Annotated in this window: 6 protein-coding genes and 4 pseudogenes; all 10 read right to left on the reverse strand. The window is 61.4% G+C overall.

The window, feature by feature from the left end; translation table 11 throughout:
* Window positions 1-504 (reverse strand): annotated as a pseudogene (locus tag XpruCFBP8353_RS24715) (hemagglutinin repeat-containing protein); the annotation flags it as partial.
* A 410-nt stretch (window positions 505-914) separates the two neighbouring features.
* Window positions 915-3,402, reverse strand: a pseudogene (locus XpruCFBP8353_RS21695) (hemagglutinin repeat-containing protein); the annotation flags it as partial.
* Window positions 3,403-3,607: 205 nt separating this feature from the next.
* Window positions 3,608-3,844: a hypothetical protein gene (locus XpruCFBP8353_RS21700; RefSeq protein WP_101365079.1), complete on the reverse strand. Its 237-nt coding sequence runs from the start codon at window positions 3,842-3,844 to the stop codon at window positions 3,608-3,610.
* Window positions 3,845-3,860: 16 nt separating this feature from the next.
* On the reverse strand, window positions 3,861-4,001 hold the full coding sequence (locus tag XpruCFBP8353_RS24410; protein WP_243391187.1) for a glycohydrolase toxin TNT-related protein: 141 nt from the start codon (window positions 3,999-4,001) through the stop codon (window positions 3,861-3,863).
* A gap of 15 nt (window positions 4,002-4,016) precedes the next feature.
* Window positions 4,017-4,886: a TNT domain-containing protein gene (locus tag XpruCFBP8353_RS24415; protein ID WP_243391188.1), complete on the reverse strand. Its 870-nt coding sequence runs from the start codon at window positions 4,884-4,886 to the stop codon at window positions 4,017-4,019.
* Complete coding sequence (locus tag XpruCFBP8353_RS21710; protein ID WP_407071322.1) at window positions 4,876-5,802, reverse strand: hypothetical protein; 927 nt, start codon at window positions 5,800-5,802, stop codon at window positions 4,876-4,878. The genes XpruCFBP8353_RS24415 and XpruCFBP8353_RS21710 overlap by 11 nt, the downstream gene beginning before the upstream one ends.
* 197 nt (window positions 5,803-5,999) lie before the next feature.
* The gene (locus XpruCFBP8353_RS23585; RefSeq protein WP_133125693.1) at window positions 6,000-6,383 is read right to left on the reverse strand and encodes a hypothetical protein; all 384 of its coding nucleotides are present in this window, start codon (window positions 6,381-6,383) and stop codon (window positions 6,000-6,002) included.
* A gap of 67 nt (window positions 6,384-6,450) precedes the next feature.
* Window positions 6,451-20,946 (reverse strand): annotated as a pseudogene (locus tag XpruCFBP8353_RS21715) (hemagglutinin repeat-containing protein); the annotation flags it as partial.
* A 70-nt stretch (window positions 20,947-21,016) separates the two neighbouring features.
* On the reverse strand, window positions 21,017-22,717 hold the full coding sequence (locus XpruCFBP8353_RS21720) for a ShlB/FhaC/HecB family hemolysin secretion/activation protein (protein WP_101365081.1): 1,701 nt from the start codon (window positions 22,715-22,717) through the stop codon (window positions 21,017-21,019).
* A gap of 825 nt (window positions 22,718-23,542) precedes the next feature.
* A pseudogene (locus XpruCFBP8353_RS21730) lies at window positions 23,543-24,195 on the reverse strand (transposase); the annotation flags it as partial.
* Between the last annotated feature and the right edge of the window lie 43 nt (window positions 24,196-24,238).

Below are 24,238 nucleotides of genomic sequence, written 5' to 3' on the forward strand. Positions count from 1 at the left end.
CTGCTGCTTGCTCTTGTAGTCTTCGGTGTCCTGTTCGCTCTGGATCAGCAAGTCGCCGCCGATCTTGGCCAGCACGGTGTCGCCGATCGCCTGTGCGCCCTTGATCGTGGTGTCGTTGCCGCTGACCAGGGTCAGCGTGTCCTTGGCCGTCACCACGCTTTCGGTGTGCAACTCGCTGTTGCCCTTGGCACTGCCCTTGCCGGCGTAGGCACTCACATAGAAGCCTGTGGTGGTGCCGACGCTCACACCGATCTCGCCGCCGCCGTTCTTGTTCTCCGACTTACTGGTATTGGTTTCCTTGTTGCTGAGCAGGTTGAGATTGTTGGCCGCCGCCAACGTCACGTTCTGGCCGTTGATCTGGCTTCCGATCACATTGAGGTCGCCGTCGGTGGCGGCGATGGTCACGTTGCCGTCGCTGAGGATGCGGCTGCCGCCAGTCGTTTCGTCGTGCGTGGTCGTCTTGCTCGACGCGCTGCTGGCACCAAGGGCGATCTTCAAGCTGACGGCATCCTGGCCGCCGCTGGTCGGCGGTGCCTGGTAAGCACTTACCGCATCGCTGACGGCATATGCCGTCTTGGCCGCATAGAGCGCCTTGAGGCGGTCGTCCTCTACTTCAGACCCGCGTTTGGTCGCCATATACGCCGCTTGGGCTGCCTCGACCGCTGCACCGGTCAGCCCCAGCGTAAGACCCGCACTCTGCTGCTTCGACGTCTGCACCGTATCCACGGTGTTTTCCGCTGCAGCGATCGTGACTTCCTTGCCGACGATGGTGGTACTCGTCGCGCTCAACACATCGCTACCAGTGATGGCGACCTTGTTACCTGCAGTCATCGTCACCGAGCCCTCGGTGCTGCCGACCAGGCTGCCGCTGTTGGTGACCTCGGTGACGTCCAGGCCGTCGGTCTTCTTGGTGNTCTCGCCGCCGCCGTTCTTGTTCTCCGACTTACTGGTATTGGTTTCCTTGTTGCTGAGCAGGTTGAGATTGTTGGCCGCAGCCAGTGCCACGTTATGGCCGCTGATCTCACTACCAATCACGTTTAGGTCGCCGCCCGTGGCGGCGATGGTCACGTTGCCGTCGCTGAGGATGCGGCTGCCGCCAGTCGTTTCGTCGTGCGTGGTCGTCTTGCTCGACGCGCTGCTGGCACCAAGGGCGATCTTCAAGCTGACGGCATCCTGGCCGCCGCTGGTCGGCGGTGCCTGGTAAGCACTTACCGCATCGCTGACGGCATATGCCGTCTTGGCCGCATAGAGCGCCTTGAGGCGGTCGTCCTCTACTTCCGATCCGCGTTTGGTCGCCATATACGCCGCTTGGGCTGCCTCGACCGCTGCACCGGTCAGCCCCAGCGTCAGACCCGCACTCTGCTGCTTGGACGTCTGCACCGTGTCCACAGTGTTTTCCGCAGCCGCAATCGTGACCTCCTTGCCCACGATGGTGGTGCTGGTGGCGCTCAGCACATCGCTGCCGGCGATGGCCACCTTGTTGCCGGCGGTCATCGTCACCGCGCCATCGGTGCTGCCGACCAGGCTGCCGGTATTGGTGACCTCGGTAACGTCCAATCCATCGGTCTTCTTGGTCACGCCCAAAGCGACGCTGAATCCACCGCCGCCGTAGAGACCCGACTTCTTGACAGTCTTTTCGTGTTCCTCGCTGTGCGTGTTCTGCACCGTGTCCAGCGTGATGTTGTTGCCTGCGGCCAATACCACATCGCCGGTGCTGGCGACCTGCGCGCCTTGCGATAGCAGATCGTTACCCGCCGCAATCTGCACCGTGTCACCACTGAGCGTGGTGGTGACTGCTACGTTGTCCTGCCACTCATCATGCGTGGTCGTCGTCTTGCTGGAGAACGTGCCCTTCTTCTTGGTCATGTCCTGCACGGCGTCGTGCTGCTCGCTGGCGGCGAGCAGATTGACGTCGTTGCCGGCGGCCAGGGTGATGCCGCCTTCCTTGGTGGCTGCCGATGCGGCGGTGAGGGTGATGTCGTTGCCGGCCTGCATCGCCAGGTCGCCGCCAGCGTTGAACTCGGTGCCGTAGACGGTTTCGTCGCTGGTCGCGATGGTCTGCTTGAAGCGCTTGCGCGTTTCCAACGTGTTGCTGGTGTCCACCGTGGTCAGCGTGCTGGCATTGATGTCATTGCCGGCGCTTAGCCCCAAGCCCCTGCCGGCGTCCAGCTTGGCCGCGACCAGATTGACGTCGTTGCCGGCGCTGAGGATCAAGTTGCCGCCGGCAGTGAGCGCCTGCTGGTCGATGCTCTGGGTGGTCGTGGTGGTGGTGACGCGGGCCTTGCCGTTGCGGCTCTTGTAGCTGTTGGTTTCGGTCTCGTTGAGGACGGATTCGACGTTGAGGTTGTTGCCTGCTGCGGCAATCAGATCGCCGCCGGCCTTGACGTCGGCCTGACGGATGGTCAGGTCGTTGCCGGCGGTCAGTTGCAGGCTGTCGCCGGTGCTGATGTTGGTACGGGTGGCGACCTTGCCGTCCAGGCCGGTGGTTGGGGTCAGCGAAAGGTTGTTGCCTGCCTGCAGTGCGGCACTGCCGCCGGCGTTGATGGTCACGCCATGCAGTTGCAGGTCGTTGCCTGCAGACATCACCAAATCCTTGCCAGTGGTCACCGACACCGCATCGCCACCGCGTAGCAGGCCGTTGCCGTCGCGCAAGGCGCTGGGCGTGAGGCTGAGGTTGTTGCCTGCGATCAACGCCGCACTGCTATCGGCCTGCACGCGGGTACCGGTCAACGTCATGTCGTTGCCGGCGAATAGTTGCAGGGTGTTGCTGGCGCTGATGCCGGACAGAATGCCGACGCCGTTGATGGCCTTGGATGCTTCGCTGACCAGATTGTTGCCAGCTACCAGTGCAACGTCGCGGCCCTGGATCTGGCCCTGATTGAGAAGGTCATTGCGCGTTTCCAGGGCAACGCTGCCGGTGCCACTGATGCGGCCCTGGTTGAGCAGGTTACCGGCGGTGACGCTGACGTCGGCACCGGCGATGACGCCCTGGTTGCTCATGGAATTGGTGGCGTTGAGCTCGACGTTGCCGCCTGCAATCAAGGCGCCATTGCCACGCAGCTGCAGCGAGTTGGAGGCCAGATACACCACCGGCACCAGCACCTTCTGGCCCTGGTAGTCCTGTTCGACCATCCAGACGATGTCTTGCGTCAGCGCGGCCGCTTGTGCGGCGGTGAGGCCCACGCCCATGCTCAGCTGCAGCTGACCTGCGGCGGCCACGCCCGACTCCAGCAAGGCGCGGTACTGCGCCACGCCATCGGCATAGTTGCCCAGATAGCGGCGGCCGGTGAGCTGGGTGATCTGGTCCAGCACCAGGCGCTGCTCGTAGAAGCCATCGCCCAGGCGGGTCTGGGTCCACTCTGGATCAACACCCAGCTTGTCCAGCAGGAAGTCGCTGCTGATGAAGTTGTCGTAGTTGACGAAGCGCGGGTCGGTCTCGATCAGGTAACGACGGCAGGGGCCGTTGCTGCTCCAGGCGCTGATGCCGCCCAGTTCGGTTACAACGCGGCCCTTACCCTTGAAGCTGGTGCCGACTATCAGTCGCAGATTTCAAAAATATTTAATTTTCCACCATTTTACTCTTCCCGGCTATTTATTTTCAACAAATTTATTTGCTATAAATTTCATAAATCCACTTCGCTAGAATTTCAGGAGAATTTGTTTCTTTCCTTAGACATTCATTGCCACGATCCTTTGCGACAATTGCTAAAACTCCAGATTCATTAACTTCTATGTATGGAGCACCAAATTCCTCGACATCAGTCCCCATAGGAAGAGCCTTGTAAGGCCTCCCTTGTGCCTCAGCATATCTAAAGAAAAAATAGGATATTTCATCAATTTTCATTTAAATCACCTTCAATCTATTCAATTTCCTTAATAAACCCATTTGACTTCAATTCATCGATGCTCATGGGCAGTTTATGCTGGACTCCTCCGCCCGGCTTCCCGAACCACGGAGATGCGTTAACCGATTCTACTTTAGGAATAGGTTTTATAACCACATACTTCTTCCGCGGCTACTCCATGCTTGAGCTTGGCAAGGCGCGCTGATCAAACGGCACATCCGGCGGCGCAACAAAGTTTCCACGATCGGTAAAACTGCCATTCTCATCAAATCGACCCCCAAACCTATCAAAAGTTTTTCCCGACCCAAGTTCAATAACTTTTGGTGCCGCATCAAATCCGTCAGCAAAACCATTATTTTCTTTTGTAGGCCAGTCTGGACTCCCGTCCGGTTTAACCCATCTAGGGTCAACCTTCAATTTCTCAGCCGTCGCCGCCTGTGCGGCTGTCGGGTTGGCTATGGGTCCACGCGCCCCGGCTGCCGGAATTTTCCCGGGCCGAAGTGAATTTATATAATCAATTACATTATCGGCCTTAAACGCATCACCCATGCTTGTGGCTGCCTTTGCAGCGACACCACCCTTCCCCACATAGAGTTCTGGAGCAACGAGTGAGAATACGTCAACGCTGACCTTGCCACCAATTGCACCCGCCTTGGCTATGTCATAGATATCCCAAGAACCGTGCGTGTTCGTGTAGGCCGCAAATGCAAGATCCTCTGCATAGCCGCTGATACCAGTTTTTATTGCATTTAACGCGCTCTTTGCGTCGTTAAAGTTCTTCTCGGCAGTAGCTGCGTAACCATTCCCCCACATGTAGGCTAGTTGATCAATCGATTTTCCGACCTGGCCTGCAGGACTCATACCGTTGGCCAGCTCTGCCACACCGGTAACCATTTCCCAAACCCGGCCGGTAGCACCGACCGTACCTGCTCCCATACCCAGCGCCGCGCGCAGCGCAGAATCAGCGGTTGCAACCGATAGCGGAATGCTACCGTTCCATGCTGCCGAAGCCAGCGCTTGGTTGCTGCAATCACCTGCCATCGCACACGCAAGCTTGTGGCCAAGATCCGCAGTCGTCACATGTGGGACGAAGTCCTTGGTCAGCGTTCGGTCCTTGGAGGTTTTTGCCCGCAATCAACACTGCGCTGCCATCGGCCTGCACGCGGGTACCGTTCAGCGTCATGTCATTGCCGGCGAATAGTCGCAGGGTGTTCCTGGCGGTGATGCAGGACAGAATGCCGACGCCGTTGATGGCCTTGGATGCTTCGCTGACCAGATTGTTGCCGGCCACCAGTGCAACGTCGCGGCCCTGGATCTGGCCCTGGTTGAGCAGGTTGCCTGCGGTGATGCTGACATCGGCGCCTGCGATGACGCCCTGGTTGCTCATGGAATTGGTGGCGTTGAGCTGGACGTTGCCGCCGGCGATCAAGGCGCCATTGCCACGCAGCTGCAGCGAGTTGGAGGCCAGATACACGACGGGTACCAGCACCTTCTGGCCTTGGTAGTCCTGCTCCACCATCCACACGATGTCCTGCGTCAGCGCGGCCGCTTGTGCGGCGGTGAGGCCCACGCCCATGCTCAGCTGCAGCTGACCTGCGGCGGCCACGCCCGACTCCAGCAAGGCGCGGTACTGCGCCACGCCATCGGCATAGTTGCCCAGATAGCGGCGGCCGGTGAGCTGGGTGATCTGGTCCAGCACCAGGCGCTGCTCGTAGAAGCCATCGCCCAGCCGGGTCTGGGCCCACTCCGGGTCCACACCCAGCTTGTCGAGCAGGAAGTCGCTGCTGATGAAGTTGTCGTAGTTGACGAAGCGCGGGTCGGTCTCGATCAGGTAACGACGGCCCGGGCCATTGCTGCGCCAGGCATTAATGCCGCCCAGCCCGTTGGCGGCACGGCCCATTGCGGTGAGATCGGTACCGGTGCCGCCGGATAGGCGATACAGCCCGCCAATGGGCAGGCCGCCCTATGCGCCGATGCTGTTAAGCGCGCTGCCGCTAATGCTGCGCCTTGACTGCTGGTCATGCTGGCGGTCAGGGCCGCCCCCTTAATTACCTCCGTCCCGGATGTTGCACAAATCATTGATTGGAAAGAGCTATAGCTGGGAAAACCTCAGCCTCCGCCCCTGATTTTTTTCAGGTTCGAGGTTCCACCTTACTACTCAACAACAGACCACGTATATTTCTCTAGAGAAGAAAATTCACAAAAATCCAAAAGAGCCATCCTTGCCAAATCATAACTCGCTAAAGAAGAGGATTCGTACTCTCCATATTGCCCACCAACACAAAGTTCAATATTGCCACCTGGCATATCTGACTTCACTTCATAGCTAATATCTTCCGGAGAAACTTTATTGACCAAGAATTTCTCACTTCCGCCACCAATAAAGAGCACCCAACCATCCTCTCTCTTCACACAAAGCAGCGTATGCCGTTCACCATTCAATTTCCCAAGCAAATTAACCACACCACTTTGATCCAAACCATAGAACTCATCGTCCACATTATGAGCTCCAACTCGATTGTCAAGATAAAATTTCATATTAAGGCCTAATCAATAAAGGACCATCAGGGCCAATAACTGTCAATTCCTTTAAACCCAACTGACGAACCATAGTACGTATCCCACCGTTTTGTCCGCAAGCCTTACATGGCTGCCTATCCACATACATAGTCAAACTCTTACCACTAAAATCTCCACCACTGTTTTTTAGTTGATTCAAAACATCGATTTCCGCATGACTTTTCGATATATTGTTTACTCCAGAAGTAGGCTGGCCATGCGCATTTATACCATAAATTTCCTTGCCATCCACATTAATCTTTGCAATAGTTGATCTATCCGCGGCCGTACCAGATTCGGGCAAACCCAATTCAGTCCTGAATTTTTCCAGGTCTGAAAAAACGCCACCAATTTCATCAATGACCTGATCAGACGAAATTATTGATCCATTTGGCGACTGAACAACCACGTCACCATCAGAATTCAATAACCGCCTATAGCCTTGCGGCAAGCCGCCTGTTTCATTTGCCATTGCGCCAGCCGAATTGATCCGGCTATATCCCTTAGGTATTTCCGCGCTAGCAGCAGGCTTTAATTGGTTAATATATTCAATTACATCATCAGCCTTAAACGCCATACCTACTTCCGTTGCAGCCTTTGCAGCGACACCACCCTTCCCTGCATATAGCTCTGGAACAACGAGCGAGAGAACGTCAACGCTGACCTTGCCGCCGATTGCACCCGCCTTGGCTATGTCATAGATATCCCAAGAACCGTGCGTGTTCGTGTAGGCCGCAAATACAAGATCCTCTGCATAGCCGCTGATACCAGTTTTTATTGCATTTAACGCGCCCTTTGCGTCGTTAAAGTTCTTCTCGGCAGTAGCTGCGTAACCATTCCCCCACAGGTAGGCTAGTTGATCAATCGATTTTCCGACCTGGCCTGCAGGACTCATACCGTTGGCCAGCTCTGCCACACCGGTAACCATTTCCCAAACCCGGCCGGTAGCACCGACCGTACCTGCTCCCATACCCAGCGCCGCGCGCAGCGCAGAATCAGCGGTTGCAACTGATAGCGGAATGCTACCGTTCCATGCTGCCGAAGCCAGCGCTTGGTTGCTGCAATCACCTGCCATCGCACACGCAAGCTTGTGGCCAAGATCTGCAGTCGTCACATGGGTGACGAAGTCCTTGGTCAGTGAACCGTCCTTGTCGGAGTTGAACAGGCCAACCAACTCAGGCACGTGACCCGCAAGCCAAGCGGTGTATTCCCCAGCGTGATCGAGCTGATCTTGCACGGCTGCAGCGGCCAGCTGTTTTTGCTCCGCGCATCCGCCGCTGGCTGGATCGCTACACGCACCGCGCAACGCGAGATTGCGTTCTTCCGACAGCGCCTTCAGTTGCTCGGCGCGCTCACACTGGGTGCCAGACTTGGAACAAGCGATCAGGGCCGTGGCATATTCCATCCGCTCTTGATGGCCGAGGTAATTGTTGGACACCTCATTCAAGGCTGCGGCACCGCCTGCAGCACCACCGGCCGCAGCGCCTAGCGCGCTCGCTGACAACCCTGTCAACGTGGCAGCCACCGCTTTATTGATTCCGGCTTTCTCCAACGCTTCTGCCAGGTACGGTGCCGCCACGGTGCCTGCCGCTGCGCCTAGCGCTCCTTCTGTGCCACCTGTCAGACCACCCACAACCGCATGTGACAGCACACGCAACGTGCCGCCATTGCCCCAATCCTTCATCAACTGATCAGCTTCGGCCCGTTTGCTGTCGTCACCGGTTGCATCTGCTTCCGCATAGAGCTCGGCCGCCTTGTCAACTTTTCCCTGTGCGTAATCGCCAACAAACTTCGTTGCCTGCTGCCCTGCGGTGGCGGTGATCTGCGCTTGCGCGGCAACTTGGTCACGCAGTGCCTGACCATCCCATTGCTTGGTCAAGCCACCTGCGTCATCGCCGCTGATCACATCGCGCTTAAGACCCGCCAATGCATCTGCAGCGGTCTTACCAGACTTGGCGAGTTGCCCAGCCTCGTCGGTGATGAGCAAGCTGCCACCACTGATCCCGCTGGTGGTGGTCGATGTCGCATCGCCACTCTTGCTCCCGATGCCAGCCGCTGTACCGGTGCTTCCAGTCTGGAAGTTCTGCCACGACCAGTTTGCACCGTTGTTGACTGTCGGCTGGACCTGACCAGTTTCTCCTTGCTGCTTCTTGTCGCCTGTTCCCTTGCTATATCCGCCCGATAGACTGAACCCTTTGGCGTCGTAACTGCTAGTGTTTTCAATATCGCTATAGGTCAGCGTGCCGGTCTGCAGGCGGTTGACGCCGGCATCCACCGCCGCCTGGGTGCTGGCGATCATCGCGCCTTTCAGATTGGTATTGCCGCCGACACGGATGTTGAAGCCGCCGTCGCCGGCCTGGATACCGCTCTGTTCGGTCACGCTGGCAAAGTCGCCACTGACCTTGTTACTGCTATAGCTGGCGCTGGCACTGAACCCTGCGCCAAAGGTCACACTCGCGCCAACACTCTTGTCCTTGCTGTCGTACGTGCTGGTGTCCTGCAGGCTCTCGATGCTCAGATTGCCACCGACATCGGCGATCACCTTGTCCGCCGACAGCTGCGCGCCCTTGAGCGTGGTGTCATTGCCACTGATGACCGTGGCCGTGTTGCCCGCAGCCAGATGACTATTGCTGTAGGTCACGTCCTCGCCATTGGCCTTGCCGCGTGATCCAGCTGCGCTGATCATCACGCCAAATGCGGCACCATCCGGGCCGTAAGTGATGCCGACACCCAGCGACGCGCTGCTGCTCTTACTGGTACTTTTTTGCTCGGCGGTGTTCTTGGCTGCTTCGATGAGTACATCGTGATCGGCTGCCAGCAGCAGATCATTGCCCGCCTTGATGTCACTCCCACGAATCAACAAATTACTTTGGTCGCCACCGCCGGTTGCAATCAAGTTGACGTCACCACCTGCCTGTAGCTTGGAGCCTTGTGAGAGACTGGCCGTCTGCGTGCTCTTGCTCTCGCTCTTGCTGCCGCCAATGCTGATGGCAATGCTCAGATTGGCCCCCTGAGCTGCGCCGGCGGCGCTGCCACTGCTCAATGCGCTTCCGGCTTGGCCCAGCGCCTGTCCTGCCCCATATGCACTGTAGGCCGCCGATCCGAGCGCAAGTGCTTCCATGCGACTGTCGCCCTTGACCTCCTTGCTGGCCTTGTAGCTGTCGTTTGCCGCCTGCGCCAGGCTGATCGCAGCCGAGCTCAGGGTCAGCGACAAACCGCCTTGGCTAAACTTGCTGCGCTGTTCCGCATCACTGTCGTTGTAGACCTCCGTGATCGCGATGTCCTTGCCGGTCGCGGTCAGGTCGCCCTGCAACGCCATGACATCGCTGCCCGTAATCGCCAACTTGTTGCCGGCCACCAGGGTGACGTCACCCCCAAGGCTGCCGACCGTCGTTCCGGTATGCGTGATCTGGTCGATGTCGGCGCCAGTGGTGACCTTTTGCTTACCGAGCGTCACCCCAATACCGCCACTTCCGAACAGACCGGACTTGGTGGTGACTTTGTCATGCTCTTCGCTATGCGCGTTCTGAGCAGTTTCCAAGGTCAGGTTGTTGCCTGCTGCAAGCGTGACGTCGCCGGTGCCGACAATCTGCGCGCCTTGCGACAGCAAATCGTTACCCGCCGCGATCTGCACCGTGTCGCCACTGAGCGTGGTGGTAACCGCCACGTTGTCGCGCCACTCATCATGCGTGGTCGTGGTCTTGCTGGAAAACGTGCCCTTCTTCTTCTTGGTCATGTCCTGCACGGCGTCGTGCTGCTCGCTGGCGGCGAGCAGGTTGACGTCGTTGCCGGCGGCCAGGGTGATGCCGCCTTCCTTGGTGGCAGCGGTGGCGGCGGTGAGAGTGATGTCGTTGCCGGCCTGCATCGCCAGATTGCCACCTGCACTGAACTCGGTGCCGTGGACGGTTTCGTCGCTGGTCGTGGTGGTCTGCTTGAAGCGCTTGCGCGTGTCCAGCGTGTTACTGGTGTCCACCGTCGTCAGCGTGCTGGCATTGATGTCGTTGCCGGCGCTGATGCCCAGACCCTTGCCGGCGTCCAGCTTGGCCGCGACCAGATTGACGTCGTTGCCGGCGCTGAGGATCAGGTTGCCGCCGGCAGTGAGCGCCTGCTGGTCGATGGTTTGGGTGGTGGTCGTGGTGGTGACGCGGGTCTTGCCACTGCGGCTCTTGTAGCTGTCGGTCTCGGTCTCGTTGAGGACGGAGGCGACGTTGAGGTTGTTGCCCGCTGCGGCAATCAGGTCGCCACCGGCTTTGACCTCGGCCTGGCGGATGGTCAGGTCGTTACCGGCGGTCAATTGCAGGCTGTCGCCGGTGCTGATGTTGGTACGGGTGGCGACCTTGCCGTCCAGGCCGGTGGTCGGGGTCAGTGAGAGGTTGTTGCCTGCCTGCAGGGCTGCGCTGCCGCCGGCTTTGATGGTGACGCCGTGCAACTGCAGGTCGTTACCTGCAGAGACGATCAGGTCCTTGCCCGTGGTGACCGACACCGCGTCGCCACCGCGCAGCAGGCCGTTGTCGTTGCGCAAGGCGCTGGGCGTGAGGCTGAGGTTGTTGCCTGCGATCAATGCGGCGCTGCCACCAGCCTGCACGCGGGTGCCGGTCAACGTCATGTCGTTGCCGGCAAACAATTGCAGGGTATTGCTGGCGCTGATGCCCGACAGGATGCCGACACCGTTGATGGCCTTGGATGCCTCGCTGACCAGGTTGTTGCCTGCCACCAGGGCGACATCGCGGCCCTGGATCTGGCCCTGGTTGAGCAGGTCATTGCGCGCTTCCAGCGCCACGCTGCCAGTGCCGCTGATGCGGCCCTGGTTGAGCACGTTGCCTGCCGTGATGCTGACGTCGGCGCCGGCGATGACGCCCTGGTTGCTCATGGAATTGGTGGCGTTGAGCTCGACGTTGCCGCCGGCAATCAAGGCGCCATTGCCGCGCAACTGCAGCGAGTTGGAGGCCAGATACACCACCGGCACCAGCACGGTCTGGCCCTGGTAGTCCTGTTCGACCATCCACACGATGTCCTGCGTGAGTGCGGCGGCCTGGGCCGCCGTCAAGCCAACGCCCATGCTCAGCTGCAGCTGGCCTGCAGCGGCCACGCCCGATTCCAGCAAGGCGCGGTACTGCGCCACGCCGTCGGCGTAGTTGCCCAGGTAGCGGCGGCCGGTGAGCTGGGTGACCTGGTCCAGCACCAGGCGCTGCTCGTAGAAGCCGTCGCCCAGCCGGGTCTGGGTCCACTCCGGGTCCACGCCCAGCTTGTCCAGCAGGAAGTCGCTGCTGATGAAGTTGTCGTAATTGACGAAGCGCGGATCGGTTTCGATCAGGTAGCGACGGCCCGGGCCGTTGCTGCGCCAGGCGTTGATGCCGCCCAGGCCGGTTGCTGCGCGCCCCATCGCGGTGCGGTCAGTCGCCGTGCCAGTGGATAGGCGATACAGGCCGCCGATGGGCAGATCGATCTGCGTCAGCGACGTCTGCCCGCCGCCAACAATGTTGGTGACTGGAATGGTGGCCGGATCGACACGCGTGCGGGTTGCGCTCGCAGCTGCGGTGACACCGGTACCAGCAGCGGTGGTCTGCACATTCGTCTGATCGACGGTAATACGCACCAGGCCTCTGTCGTTGGACATCACCGGTGCGACCGATATCTTGACGATGCCGCCCGACGTTGCAAGCGTGGCGTCCTGTGTGTTGGCGCCGACCTGGGTGCCTGCGCTGCCGGTCGTGCCGGTGGCAACACGGATGCTGTCCGCACCGCCAGCGACACGGCCTACGACAGCTTGTCCAACCACATTTGCTGCGGTCTGCCTGCCGCGACCATTCAACCCAGTTTGTGCACTCACGCCAGCGAGAGAAGCACCGCTAACAGCACGCCCATCGATGCTAACAGCGCCGTTACTGATATTGGCGCCGTTGATGCTGACGCCTTGGCCGCCAGTCATGCTGGCATTCAACGCAACGCTGTTTCCCTGAATTGTCCCGGAGCCAACAACACTCTCGGTAACACGATACTCACAGACATCTGTCCACACAGCGCCACTGGTGTCGCAGCTTCTCAGCAATCCCTGAACTTCGACCTGCGTATCCGTATAGCGCAGCGTTTGTCCGAGCGCGAGCGAGAGATTATCTACCCTCTCCTGACCGCTGAGCATGCCATCGGCAAGTCCACCGACCCCTTGTCGATTAACGAGTAAGGCGCCTCCAGCAGCAATCGTCGACGTGCTATTTCTGACACTACCTGAGATCGCTACGTTACTCCCGGCAGCAATCCGGCTCTCTGCACTTTTTGCAGCCAACTGTTCGCCACCTTCAACAACATAGGAACGATAAACGCCTGGAGCACGCCCATAATAAGGCTGCTGTTCTTCGCCCTTTGCGGGCATTTTGATTGCCCCTCGACTGATCATTTCAACAGGAGGAGCGGCACCTGTTCCAGATCCACTCGTAGTCGTTAAAACCCTGCGTTGGTTATTTAACTGGTTGGCCGCAATCGAGATTCTTCCATCTGCCTCGATACTGCCCGACAGGTTGTTCACCACGCCAGTCCGGGACACTAGCGTCCCACCACCATCCTGCGCACCACCAATGGCGATATTGCCCAAGCTGAAAATGCGCGCATCGCGATTGAGCAGCTGATCGCGCACGATCAGATTCATGTTGCCGGTGGAGCCCAGCAATGCCGAGCCGTAGGCAGCGTTATCGGTGGCACCGCCGAAATCGGCACCGTTGACCAGCGTGCCGGTATTTACCGAGACATTGCCGCCGACGATGCTGCCCGTGTTGTAAACGCTGCTGGCAACGAGCGACAACGCGCCATTGCCGGAAATGCTGCCGGCATTGTCGATGACGTTGCCGCCGTTGAGGCGGGTGTCGTTGGATTGGATGTTGGCGCCGGCGCGGTTCGTAATGCTGCTGGCGGTGATATCGAGGGCGCGCGCGGCCTTGAGCGTGGACTCGTTGACCAGGTTGCCGCCCACGCGCAGGTTGAAATTGCCATTGCTGACCAGGTCGGCGCCGGCCCGGTGCGTGTAGTCGCTGCGCAAGGTCAGATCCAGTAGGTTCTGCGCGAGAATGCTGCCGCCCCCGTCGAAACCGACCGTGTCGATGACCACATCGCCGGCGCCGCCGGTCACGCTGCCTGCGCCAATCTGGCCACCGGCATTGCTGAGGTTTTGCAGATTCAGGCGAACCGCTTGCTCGGCCTTGATCTTGCCGTTCTGGTTGTCGAGCGCGGCACCTGCGCGCTGCAACAGAAAGTTGGCGCCGGCATAGACGCTGCCGCCCTGGTTGTTCAGCGCATTGGTATTGGCGATCAGGTCGCCACCTGCCACCAGCTGGCCGCTGCTGTTGGCGATGCTGGCCGCATCGATCACCACACTGCCGCGCCCACCCAGATTGCCGCTGGTGTTGGTCAATGCACCGCCAGTGGTGATGCGGGTCAGGCCACCGCCATTGTTGACGATGCTGCCTTGGGTGTTGTCGATTCGTCCAGCGGATGCGGTCAAGGTGTTGCCAGCATCAAGCTGGGCGCCGCTATTGAGCAAAGCGCCGGTGACCGCGACGTTCAGATCACGGCCGGCGCTCAGTTTGCCACCTTGATGGTTGTCCAGTTGGCCGCGCGCGGTGATGCTGAGGTCGCGACTGGCCTGCAGATTACCGCCTGCGCTATTGATGTTTTCTGCAGTGATCACTGCATCGGTGCTGGCACCGATGGTGCCATTGCCATTGTCCAAACCGCGATTCAATTCCACACGCAAACCGCCGCCGGTGCCCGCATTGGCAACCGCTTGCACGGTACCGCCGGCATTGCTGAGGCTATCGACACGCAAGGTCAGTGCACCACCGCTGGCCTGCAGCAGGCCGCTACGGTTATCGACTGCGCCGGCGCTCTGCACGTTCAATGTCCGGGCCGAAACCGACCCGGCCAGATTATTGAGGCTGGCAGCGGTCACCCCTGCATCGCCTGCCGCAGCGATAGCACCATTCTGATTATTCAAGGCACCGCTGGCGCCCAGGGTCAGCTGGCCCTGCGTCAGAATGCGTCCGCTGCTGTTGCCAAATGCAGCGCGGCTGTTCACCGCCAGCATGCCGTTGCCGGCATGTTCGATACGGCCCTGCGCATTTTCAATGCTGGCAGCGGTGATAGTCAGATCCTGACCGTTGCTGGCGAGCGTGCCTGCGGTGTTATCGATGGCACCCCCGATCACGACACGGGTCGTCCCAGCGCCGCTCTGCACCAGACCGCCGCCGACATTGCCCAGGCTTCCGCTGTCGATGCTCAACTGGTTGGCCTGCAGTTGCCCGCCGACGTTGTTGAGGCGACCATTGTCGATAGCGCCGACGGCCTGCACGGTGAGCATGCCGCCCGCGAGCAGGTTGCCGCCACGATGATCGAGGTTACCGCCAGTCGTCAGCGCCACATCGCCGGTGGCACGCGTGGTGGTGCCAGCCAACTGCAGCTGACTGCCCTGCGCAGTGAGATTACCGCCTGCCAGCAGTGTGCCGGAGGCAGTGAGCTGACGATCGGCAAGCAGACTGAGCGTGCTTCCGCTGCCCAGGCTGCCGTCTGCGTTGATGCCGGCACCCACCGTACCGGTGATGCCGATCTCGCCTGCACGCAGGCTTAAATTTCCCGTTGCGGTGGTTTGCCCGGCGTTTTCGATCCGTGCGCCTTGCATACCGACGGTTATCCCGCTGACATTGCCCTGCTGGCGTACGACCGCGTCGCTGACGAGCGTGAGTTGTTGACCCGCGACCTGGCCGGCAACCGTCAGGTCGCCTTTGGAATGCAGTTCGACCGTGCTGACTGCGCTCAGATTGCCGCTCTGCGTCAGCGCGCCATCGGCCTGCGCCGTGAGCACCCCTGCCGAGGCCAAGCGGCCATCGAGCTGCAGGTTGCCGCGACTGATCAATGCCACATCACCCCGCTCGCTGCCCAACTGACCACTGCTGCTCAGCTGTCCTGCTTCCACGCGCAAACCGTTGCCGCCGATCAGATCGCCGCGGTTATCCACTGCACCGCTGGCAGTGACGCCAAGCCGCTGTAGGCCATAGGCCTGACCGGTCTGGCGCAGCGCACCGACACCCAGCGAGAGTTGGTTGCCAGCACGCACGGCGCCGGCGTTGTCGAGCAGGCCAGCGATGGACAGCGTGGCGTCGCCTTGCGCAAGCAGCACGCCCGTGGCGGTGTTGCTCGCAGTGGCGGCGGTGACCGTCAGGCCATCGCCAGCCACGACCTGCGCCGCATTGGTCAACGCACCGGTTGCGCTCAGCACCACGTTGCGGTCTGCCTGCACCACACCGGCAACCGCCAGCTCGCCGGTGCTGCGCAGCGTGACGTCGGTGGCCGCATCGAGTGCGCCACGGCTGTCGATCGCTGCACCGGCCAGGCTGATTGCGGCGCCGCTTTGCAGCACTGCAGCTTGCCCGGTCGCGATCTGCGCACCACGCAGGTTTGCATTCGCCGCGGACACCGCCTGCCCATTGAAGTTGAGTGCGCGCTGCGCCTGCAGATCAAGCTGCGATGCAGATTGCAGCGTGCCTGCTGCAGTGAGATCGCGTCCGGCCTGTAGCGCGATGGACTGCGCCTTGAGCGAACCGGCCTGTTGCAGATCGCCGCCTGCGGTGGCTTGCAGCGTGGTGGCTGCTGCGACCACGCCCTGCAAGGTCATATCGCCCTGGCTGGTCAACGTCACGCTCGACGCTTCGCTGCCAAGCTGGCCGCTGCTACGCAACGTGCCGGCTTCCACCAGCATTGCATCCTTGGCGATGAGACTGCCGCGGTTATCCAGCGTGCCAGTGACTGTGGCGGTCAACGCCTTGCCGGCGACGGCAGTACCAGTCTGATCCATGCTGGCTGCGGTGATACGCAAATCGCCGCCGCTCTGAAGGCTGCCGGCGTTCTGCAGTGCACCTGTCGCCAGCGTAACGCCCCCCGCTGCCGCAAGTGCGCCAGCTGCAGCGTTGTTGATCGAACCTGCCTGTAGCGAGAGGTCACGGCCCGCGAAGGCCTGGCTGGCGTTACCGAGTGCACCGCTGGCGCTCAACACGACGTCGCGATTAGCTTGCACAACACCCGCAAGGGCAAGATCGCCCATGCTGCGTAGTGCAAGATCCGTCCCGGCATCCAGCAGGCCACGGCTGTCGATCGCTGCGCCATCCAAGGTGATGGCACCACCACCTTTCAGCACAGCATCGCGACCGGTTGCGACGCTGTTGCCCTGCAGGGTGGCATCTGTCCCGGCCTGCGCCTGCCCGTTCAAGCTCAGCATGCGCTGTGCTTGCAAATCCATCGTGGAAGCCGATTGCAGGGTGCCAGCGGCAACGAGATCACGGCCAGCTTGTAGCGCGACGGTCTGCGCATTGAGCGAGCCGGCTTGTGAGAGATCGCTACCTGCTGTGGCCTGCAACGTGGTTGCGGCAGACACCACGCCTTGCAACGCGATTGCGTTCTGGCTGGTCAGCGTCAGCGCACCAGTCACCGAGCCCAGCTGGCCGTTGCTGGTGATGTTGCCAGCGGTGATGCTCAGATCCTTGCCGGAGACCAACTGGCCTGCGTTTTCGAATGCACCGGTAGAAGCGATTGAAAGCGCATCGCCGCTATAAACACGACCGCGCTGCAGCAGCGAACCGCTGTTGAGGGAAAGACCGCGCTCTCCATGAAGGCTGCCGCGGTTGTCCAGCACGCCTGCAACATCCACGCGAAGATCACGCTTGGCACCCAGGGTTGCATCGGGCGCGTTCGTGGCACTGGCGGCCTGCACGCTGAGATCGCGCGCGGCGATCACTTGCGCGCCGTTGTTAAAGACGCCTGTTGCGGTCAGCGCGATGTCGCGACCGGCCTGCGCCACGCCGCCCAGCGTCAGATCGTTCGCGCTCTGTAGAGTCAAGTCATTGGCTGCATCGAGCGCGCCACGGCTGTCGATGGTGTTGCCTGCCAATGTGATGGCCGCACCGCTCTGCAGCACCGCCGCAGTGCCGGTCGTGATGGTTGCGCCATTGAGCGTGGCATCGGCAGCACTGGATGCCTGACCGTTCAATGCAAGCGTGCGTTGTGCCTGCAGATCCAGCATAGATGCGGACTGCAGGCTGCCATTGACAGTGAGATCTTGTCCGGACTGCAACGCGATCGATTTCGCCTTGAGCGAACCGGCTTGTTGCAGATCGCCGCCGGCCGACGCCTGCAATGCAGTCGCAGCCGCGACCACACCGTCCAGCTGCATTGTGTTCTGGCTGGTCAACGCGACATTGGCCAGCTCGCTGCCCAATTGGCCACTGCTGCGCAACGTGCCTGCATCGATCTGCAGCGCATCCTTGGCGATCAGGTTGCCACGATTCTCCAGCGTGCCGGCGACTGTGCCGCGCAAGGTCTTGCCGGCAGATGCACTGCCACTCTGATCGAGGCTTGCCGCCGTCATCTGCAGGTCGCCGGCTGCCTGCGCGCGGCCGGCATTGCTCAACTGCGCTACGGTGGTGAGTGCCACATCCCCATCGCCTGCCAACACGCCTGCAGCGGTGTTTTCAAGACTCTGCGCCTGGGCAGTCAAAGTGCGCCCGGCAAAGACCTGCGCTGCATTGGTCAGTGCGCCGTTAGCCGTCAGCGCGACGTCGCGGCTGCCCTGTGCAACGCCCGCCAGCGTCAGGTCGCCCAGGCTGCGCACGCGCAGATCGCTGCCTGCATCGAGCTTGCCGCGGCTGTCGATCGTAGTGCCGTCCAGCGCGATCGCACCGGCGCCCTGCACGACCGCATCCTGGCTTGTCGTCAGCGTGGCAGCGCGCATGCTGATGTCGCCGCCAGCCTGACCTTGCGCAGCGAAGGTCAATGCACGTTGTGCCTGTAGGTCCAGAGTCGAGGCAGAGTGCAGCGTGCCGCTCGCAGTGAGGCCGCGCCCCGCTCGCAACGCGACCGATTGCCCCTGCAGCGAGCCAGCTTGCTGCAGATCGCCTGCGGCGGTGGCCTGCAAGCTGGTTGCGGCAGCCACCACGCCTTGCAAGGCGATATCGCCCTGGCTACCCAAGAGGACGCCTGCGGCTTCGCTGCCGAGCTGGCCGCTGCTGCGCAGGTCGCCGGCATCGATCTGTAGCCCATTGCGCGCCACCACATTGCCGGCATTGTCGAACATGCCGGCAACCGTTGCCAAAAGCGTATTGCCGGAGCTGACGCTTCCGTTCTGAGTCAGGGAATCGGCAGTGATCTGCAGTGCGTTGGCGGCGTACAAGCTGCCAGCATTTTCAACAGTGCCACCGATGTGCAGCTGCGCATCGGCATCAGACGAGAACGCCGCGCCCTGCGCGTTGCGCAGGCTAGCCGCATCGATCTGCAATGGACCAGCAGCGATCACTTTTGCACTGTTATCCAGCGCACCGGCTGCTTGCAAGGTGGTACTGCCTGCGCTCTGCATGGTGCCGTCCAATGCCAGCCCACCAGCGCTGGCAATGCGCAGATCGCCGCCAGCATCAACGACGCCGCCATGGGCGACACTGCCGCCACGCAGTTGCAACGCGCCATCGCTGTGCAATTGTCCGTGCTGGCGCAGTGCGCCATCGGCCTGCAGATCGAGCGCGCCTGCCGAACGTGCGACGGCATCGCTTGCAAGCTCACCTGTTGCGGCAACCGTCAGCGCGCCACGCGTGCTTTGCAGCGTGCCGGAAAGGCTGGCGTCGCCGCCGCTATGAAGGCTGACGCTGGCCGCATTCACAGCGCCCGACACCTGGACACCGCTCGCGGCATCCACTGCCAATGCGCCACCTGCAACGGTATTGCCGCTCAGGCGCAGATTGCCGCGACTACGTAACGTGGCGTCGCCACGCTGGCTGCCGATATCGCCGCGGCTGTCCAGCTGCGCGGCGTCCGCGCTCAGTGCATTGCCTGCGACAACGGTGCCGCTATTGACCAATTCGCCGGCAACCGCCAGCTGCGCATCGCGTGCCGCAGAGAGGCTGCCCGCCGTGGTGACACTGGCAGCCTGTAGCCGCAGATCGCGGCCGGCATACGCACTGCCCGCGTTGTTGACTGCACCGGCACTACGCAGGTCCAGATCGTTGCCTGCAGACACCGCAGCGCGCTGTGCGATGTCGATCGACGCTGCGTTCAACGCCAGCACGTCGGCTGCGATCAGCTGCCCCTGCAGCTCCAGGCGCCCACCCGCCCGCACATCAGCCCCCTGCCCGGCTTGCGCCAATCCAGCCACACGCACGTTGCCATTGCCGTTGATCTGCAGCGCAGTCGCCGCATCCAGCGTGCCTAGTACGTCGATGGCATTGGCGTTCAACGCAATCGCTGCACCACTTTGCAAGGTACCGGACAACGCAATCTGCGCTGCGCGCAAATTCGCGCCAGCGCCGCCATACGCCACGCCAGCGCTGCGCAACAGTCCATCGGCGCCCAGGTCCAGCGCACCGGTGGTGTGCAGGCTGCCATCGGCATTCAACTGCGAACCGAACAAACGGATCGACCCCGCGCTACTGCGGCCAACATGGTTCACCACACCACCGGTTTGCGCATCCAGTGCACCGGCAGCGACCAGGTCGCCCGCAAGCATCATGCTTGCAGCACGCAGGCGTACGTCGCCTTGTTGCGAGCCAAGCACACCACGCTGATCCAGCGCGCCGGTGGCACGCACATTCACAGCATCGCGTGCGACGGTGGTGCCGCTCAGGCTCACCTGCCCGGCGCTGTCGATCTGCAGGTCGCCACTTTGCGCGGCCAATGTGCCACGGCTCACCACGCCGACGCCGGCTTCGGTGGCGATCAGGCGAATACGTTCGGCATACATGCCACCCAATTGCGCCACGTCGATCCCGATTGCGGGGGCGGCGCCGTCGGCACCTGGCAGCACGTCCAGCAGCATGCCGTCGTAATTCACCCGTCCGGTACCAGCGGCGGCGACCAGCTCCTTGGTCCAGATCGAGCCATCTAGGCTGAGCTGACGCGACAGCAGATCCAATCGATCCACGTTGAAAGCGTCCAGACCGTTGCGGCCGATGCTCAGCGCACCACCGGTGACGCTGAAACCGTTCAACGCACCATCGCTACCCAGGTTCGGCGTGCCTGTGGTCAGGGTGACGCGCGAGGTATTGAGAAACCCGCAGCCATCGCAGGAAATACCGTTGGGATTGGCGATGACCAGCTGCGCTTTCGCACCGGCAATTTCGGTATAGCCCTGCAAGCGGCTGCTGGCCGAAGTGACTTCGTTGAGGATCAGCGAGGCGGCACCGCTACGCTGCAGGTTGTTGTTGCCGGCAACGTACCCGCCCAGCTCGGTCTTGGAGATCTGCGCGCTGTTGTTGAGGATCAACCCATTCGGGCCGACATTGAAGTTGCTGTAGCGGTTGTGCGAAACGCCGCGCGCATTGGGCGCAACAATGTCCACCACCGGCACGCCATTGGCGGCCACCTGCTGGCCGGGTGTCTGCCCGCCAGGATTGGCAGTTGGCGCAACCTGCGCCCACGCCGGAAACGATGTCCAGGTGATCGTGCAGCACAGCAACAGGGCAAGCGCACGCTTGCCCTGTTCGGCCAGGTAACCACGCACGCTCATCACTTCGTTGTCCATCGTTTCTCTCTCGCCGCCTGTTGGCGTCATCAATCAACAAACGCGCAGCCGGCTGGCGACGCGATCCCTGTCAAAACTGGTAAATCACACGCACGCCGTAGGCCGGCTGCGCACTTCCAAATCGGTCGGGGCGGTGGATCGCCCAACCAGCAAATGCATCGACGCTGGCACCGAACCAACCGCCACGCAGGCCCACCGCGCCGCCGACCAGACTGCGACCGCGCAGCCCGCTGGCGCTGGTGCCATCGATGCGGCCGGCGTCCAGGCCCAGGTACGGGGTCAACCCGATCTGCTGCACCGGGAAGCTCAGGGTATTGCGCCAGTACGCGCCTTTTTCGGCGCCAAGCGTCGCTTCGCCGTCAAAACCGCGCACGCTGTAACGGCCACCGATGGTGACGAACTCCGACCCCAGCAACAGTTCGCCAGCGGTCTGTGCATGCAGGCTGCTTTCCCACGCCATCGGCACCGGGCCCAGCTTCAACGGCAGGGCCGTGCTCACGTCCAGCGTGGTCACGCCATAGCGAAATGTCGGGAAGCCGATCTGCGGGTCGTAGCCGGTCCACTGGCTGTTGAACCACGGCGTGCCGCGCCGATGCGCGAGACGCGCGTCCAGCTGCATCGCGCCCAGATAGCGCCGATGCGTGAAGTAGAACTCCGCACTGCTGGTATCGCGGCGCTGGATTCCGATTTCCACGCCATCCAGATAACTGCGCGCACGCCGCCGGCCAATCAACACACCGGCCGAGGTCTTGCTGGTGCCATCGCGATGCAGCACGCGCTGAATATCCAGCTGCGCATTGCTGGATTCGCCACTGGACTGAAAGGTTTGCAAAAACCCGTCCACGCGCTGGTGATAGCGGTACGACGATGCCGACAGCGCAAACGTCCACCACCCCCACGGCAGGTTGTAGCTCAGGCTGTTGCCGCGTGTGCCGCGCTCCTGGTCGCGTGTGGCCAGGTCATGGCTGTAACCGACGTTGAGCAGGTCGTTGATGCCGAGCGGGCCGTCCAGGGTCAGGTCCACGCCGCCTTGCATGCGGCCGGTGGCTTCCACGCCCGAATCGTCGGCGTTGGCCACGCCGCGCCAGCGCCGCCCATGCTGCAAGGTGATAACCAGATCCGACTCACCCGGCGCCTCGCCGGGTGCAATATCGATCTTGGCGTCCTGCGACGGCAGCCGTTTGAACTGCTCCACCGCCTGCTCGATCGCGCGCAGATCCAGCAGATCGCCCTGACGCAGCGGCAATGCGCTCTTCCAGTGCCCACCACCGGTGTCGGACACCACGCGCACCGCGCGCAAGCGACCGGGCATCAGCTCAAAACGCAATTCTCCCCGCGACAGATCCTGTTCGGGCACCCCGATACGGGTGGTGACCAGCCCGTGCGCAACCAGTTGATCCAGTGCACGCCGCCGGATGATGTCGATACCGGCGCGGCCGATGCAGCGCCCTTCATAACGACGCAGCGATTTCCACAACCACGCAAAGCGCGCAGCATCCTGGCCCGCACCGGACAGGCGCACACGGGTGATCGGGAAACACAGCTGTTCTTCGGGCAGCACCGTGCTATGCGCATCCACGCGCTCGCCATCCTCGCGCGGGCCGGCGAAGGGCGCCTGGCGCTCCTGTTCCTGGCGACGCTGGATCTCTTCGGCCTGGCGCAATTGCTCCTGCCGATCCAGCGTCGTCGGTGCCGACTGTTGAGCAGCCGCCAGCCCGGCGACCGCCCACAGGCACGCCGCCAGCGCCAACGGCGCCGATCGCATCCACATCTGTCCCGCCCCCTGTGCAACGGTCGCGCCATCGCGCGCCGCCACTCACGACATCGTGCCTGGCCGCCAAAACGGCGACGCTAAGCTTGAGCACGGTGTAACGCGGCGCAACTCTCTCGGAAATGGAGACACCGGTCAACGCGCCATGTAGGGGAAACCCTGTAAGAAAAACCCGAGCCTCGTTCTTTTGTGATTAAAATCACAAAAAAAGCCGATCATAGATCGGCCAACGTTTTCACTGCGCCACTGAATTAAGGCGCTTCTTGGGTCAAAAACCCGTTATCGCACTGACAAGTGGACAGATTATGGATGTCTTGATAGGCATATAAAGGGATAGACAGCGCTCCATTTTTTGTTAAAAAATAACGAAATTAACGTTCTACCATATTGCATCTGCGAGGAATCTACCAGCCCATATCCAGCTTCGCTTCGTTTGTCGCATGTGTGCCCTGGCGCATAGCGATGACGTGGGATCTGCAGTGGCGAATAGCGCCTGCACTCCCTCACCCCGATGCAGCAGGTCGGGCCATTACACGGCGAACAGGGAGCCATGCGGTCGCACTCGCCATCTACCAGCACGTCTTGCTTGCCGACCGACTTGCGCGCTAGAAAGCGCCTACACAATGCGCGCGCGCACGCTCAGCGACCTCGGCAGTGTGCAGCTGCTGCCGAAGCGCTGTGGCGGCAGAGACGCTGGCTAAGCTAGTGTGGCGTTCCGTTGATAACTTTGCAGAGCCGTTCGATCTTGGTGAGGATCGAGTCAGCGGTCGCAGTCTATTTGAACGGTCGCGGGTTTTGATTGTAGTGCCGCAGGCCGGGCGCTATGCGCATGCGCTTGAACTGGCGCGCATGCGCATAGCGCCCGGCCTGCGGCTCAACTCCGGACCTTGCCTCACATAGGTCTGCCGCAAGACGAGGCCGTGTCGCTTGGCCAGCAGCACCAGCTTCTTGCGCGCCACCTCAAGCAAACGGCTGTCGGTGGGATGGGCGATCGCTTTTTCCTGCACGGTGGTGTCCACGATCACCCGCGACAACTCGCGTGCATCCACCGCCCTCATCGCGTGAGCGGTGTTGATGGTGTGCGCCAACAGCTCTTCCATACCGGCTTCGCCCAGGCGCTGTCGCCAACGTGTCTGGGAGCTGGGATCGCACGGCAAGCAGGTCTGGAACACCACCTAGCCGGTGAAGAACTGCCAGTACGGATTTTCCAGCCAACGTTCGCACACCGCTTCATCGGACAGGTCGTAGGCGTGCTTGAGGTAGAGCAGCCCGGCGATCAGACGCATCGGCAATGCGGGTCGACCGCCTGTGCCGGTGGTGGCCGGCAACTGCGGCGACAGCGCCTGCTCCAACGCACTCCACGGCAGCCGATGGCTCAGCTGGACAAGCGGATGGCGCAAGTCGATCTGGTTCTCCAGACGCGAACGAAACAGCTCATCGGCATGCAATTGCTCGGCAGCAGAACGGTGTGTACGCATGAGCGAAAACTGCCAGAAACCAGTACGTAGAGTAACGAAAACT

This window comes from Xanthomonas prunicola (assembly GCF_002846205.1).
Classification (GTDB): Bacteria; Pseudomonadota; Gammaproteobacteria; order Xanthomonadales; family Xanthomonadaceae; genus Xanthomonas; species Xanthomonas prunicola.

What these genes read in the sequence shown, in the direction of transcription:
- XpruCFBP8353_RS23585 (WP_133125693.1), bottom strand. Translation starts at nt 6,383, where the DNA reads ATGAAATTTTATCTTGACAATCGAGTTGGAGCTCATAATGTGGACGAT.
- XpruCFBP8353_RS24415 (WP_243391188.1), bottom strand. Translation starts at nt 4,886, where the DNA reads ATGGCAGGTGATTGCAGCAACCAAGCGCTGGCTTCGGCAGCATGGAAC.
- XpruCFBP8353_RS21720 (WP_101365081.1), bottom strand. Translation starts at nt 22,717, where the DNA reads ATGTGGATGCGATCGGCGCCGTTGGCGCTGGCGGCGTGCCTGTGGGCG.
- XpruCFBP8353_RS21700 (WP_101365079.1), bottom strand. Translation starts at nt 3,844, where the DNA reads ATGAAAATTGATGAAATATCCTATTTTTTCTTTAGATATGCTGAGGCA.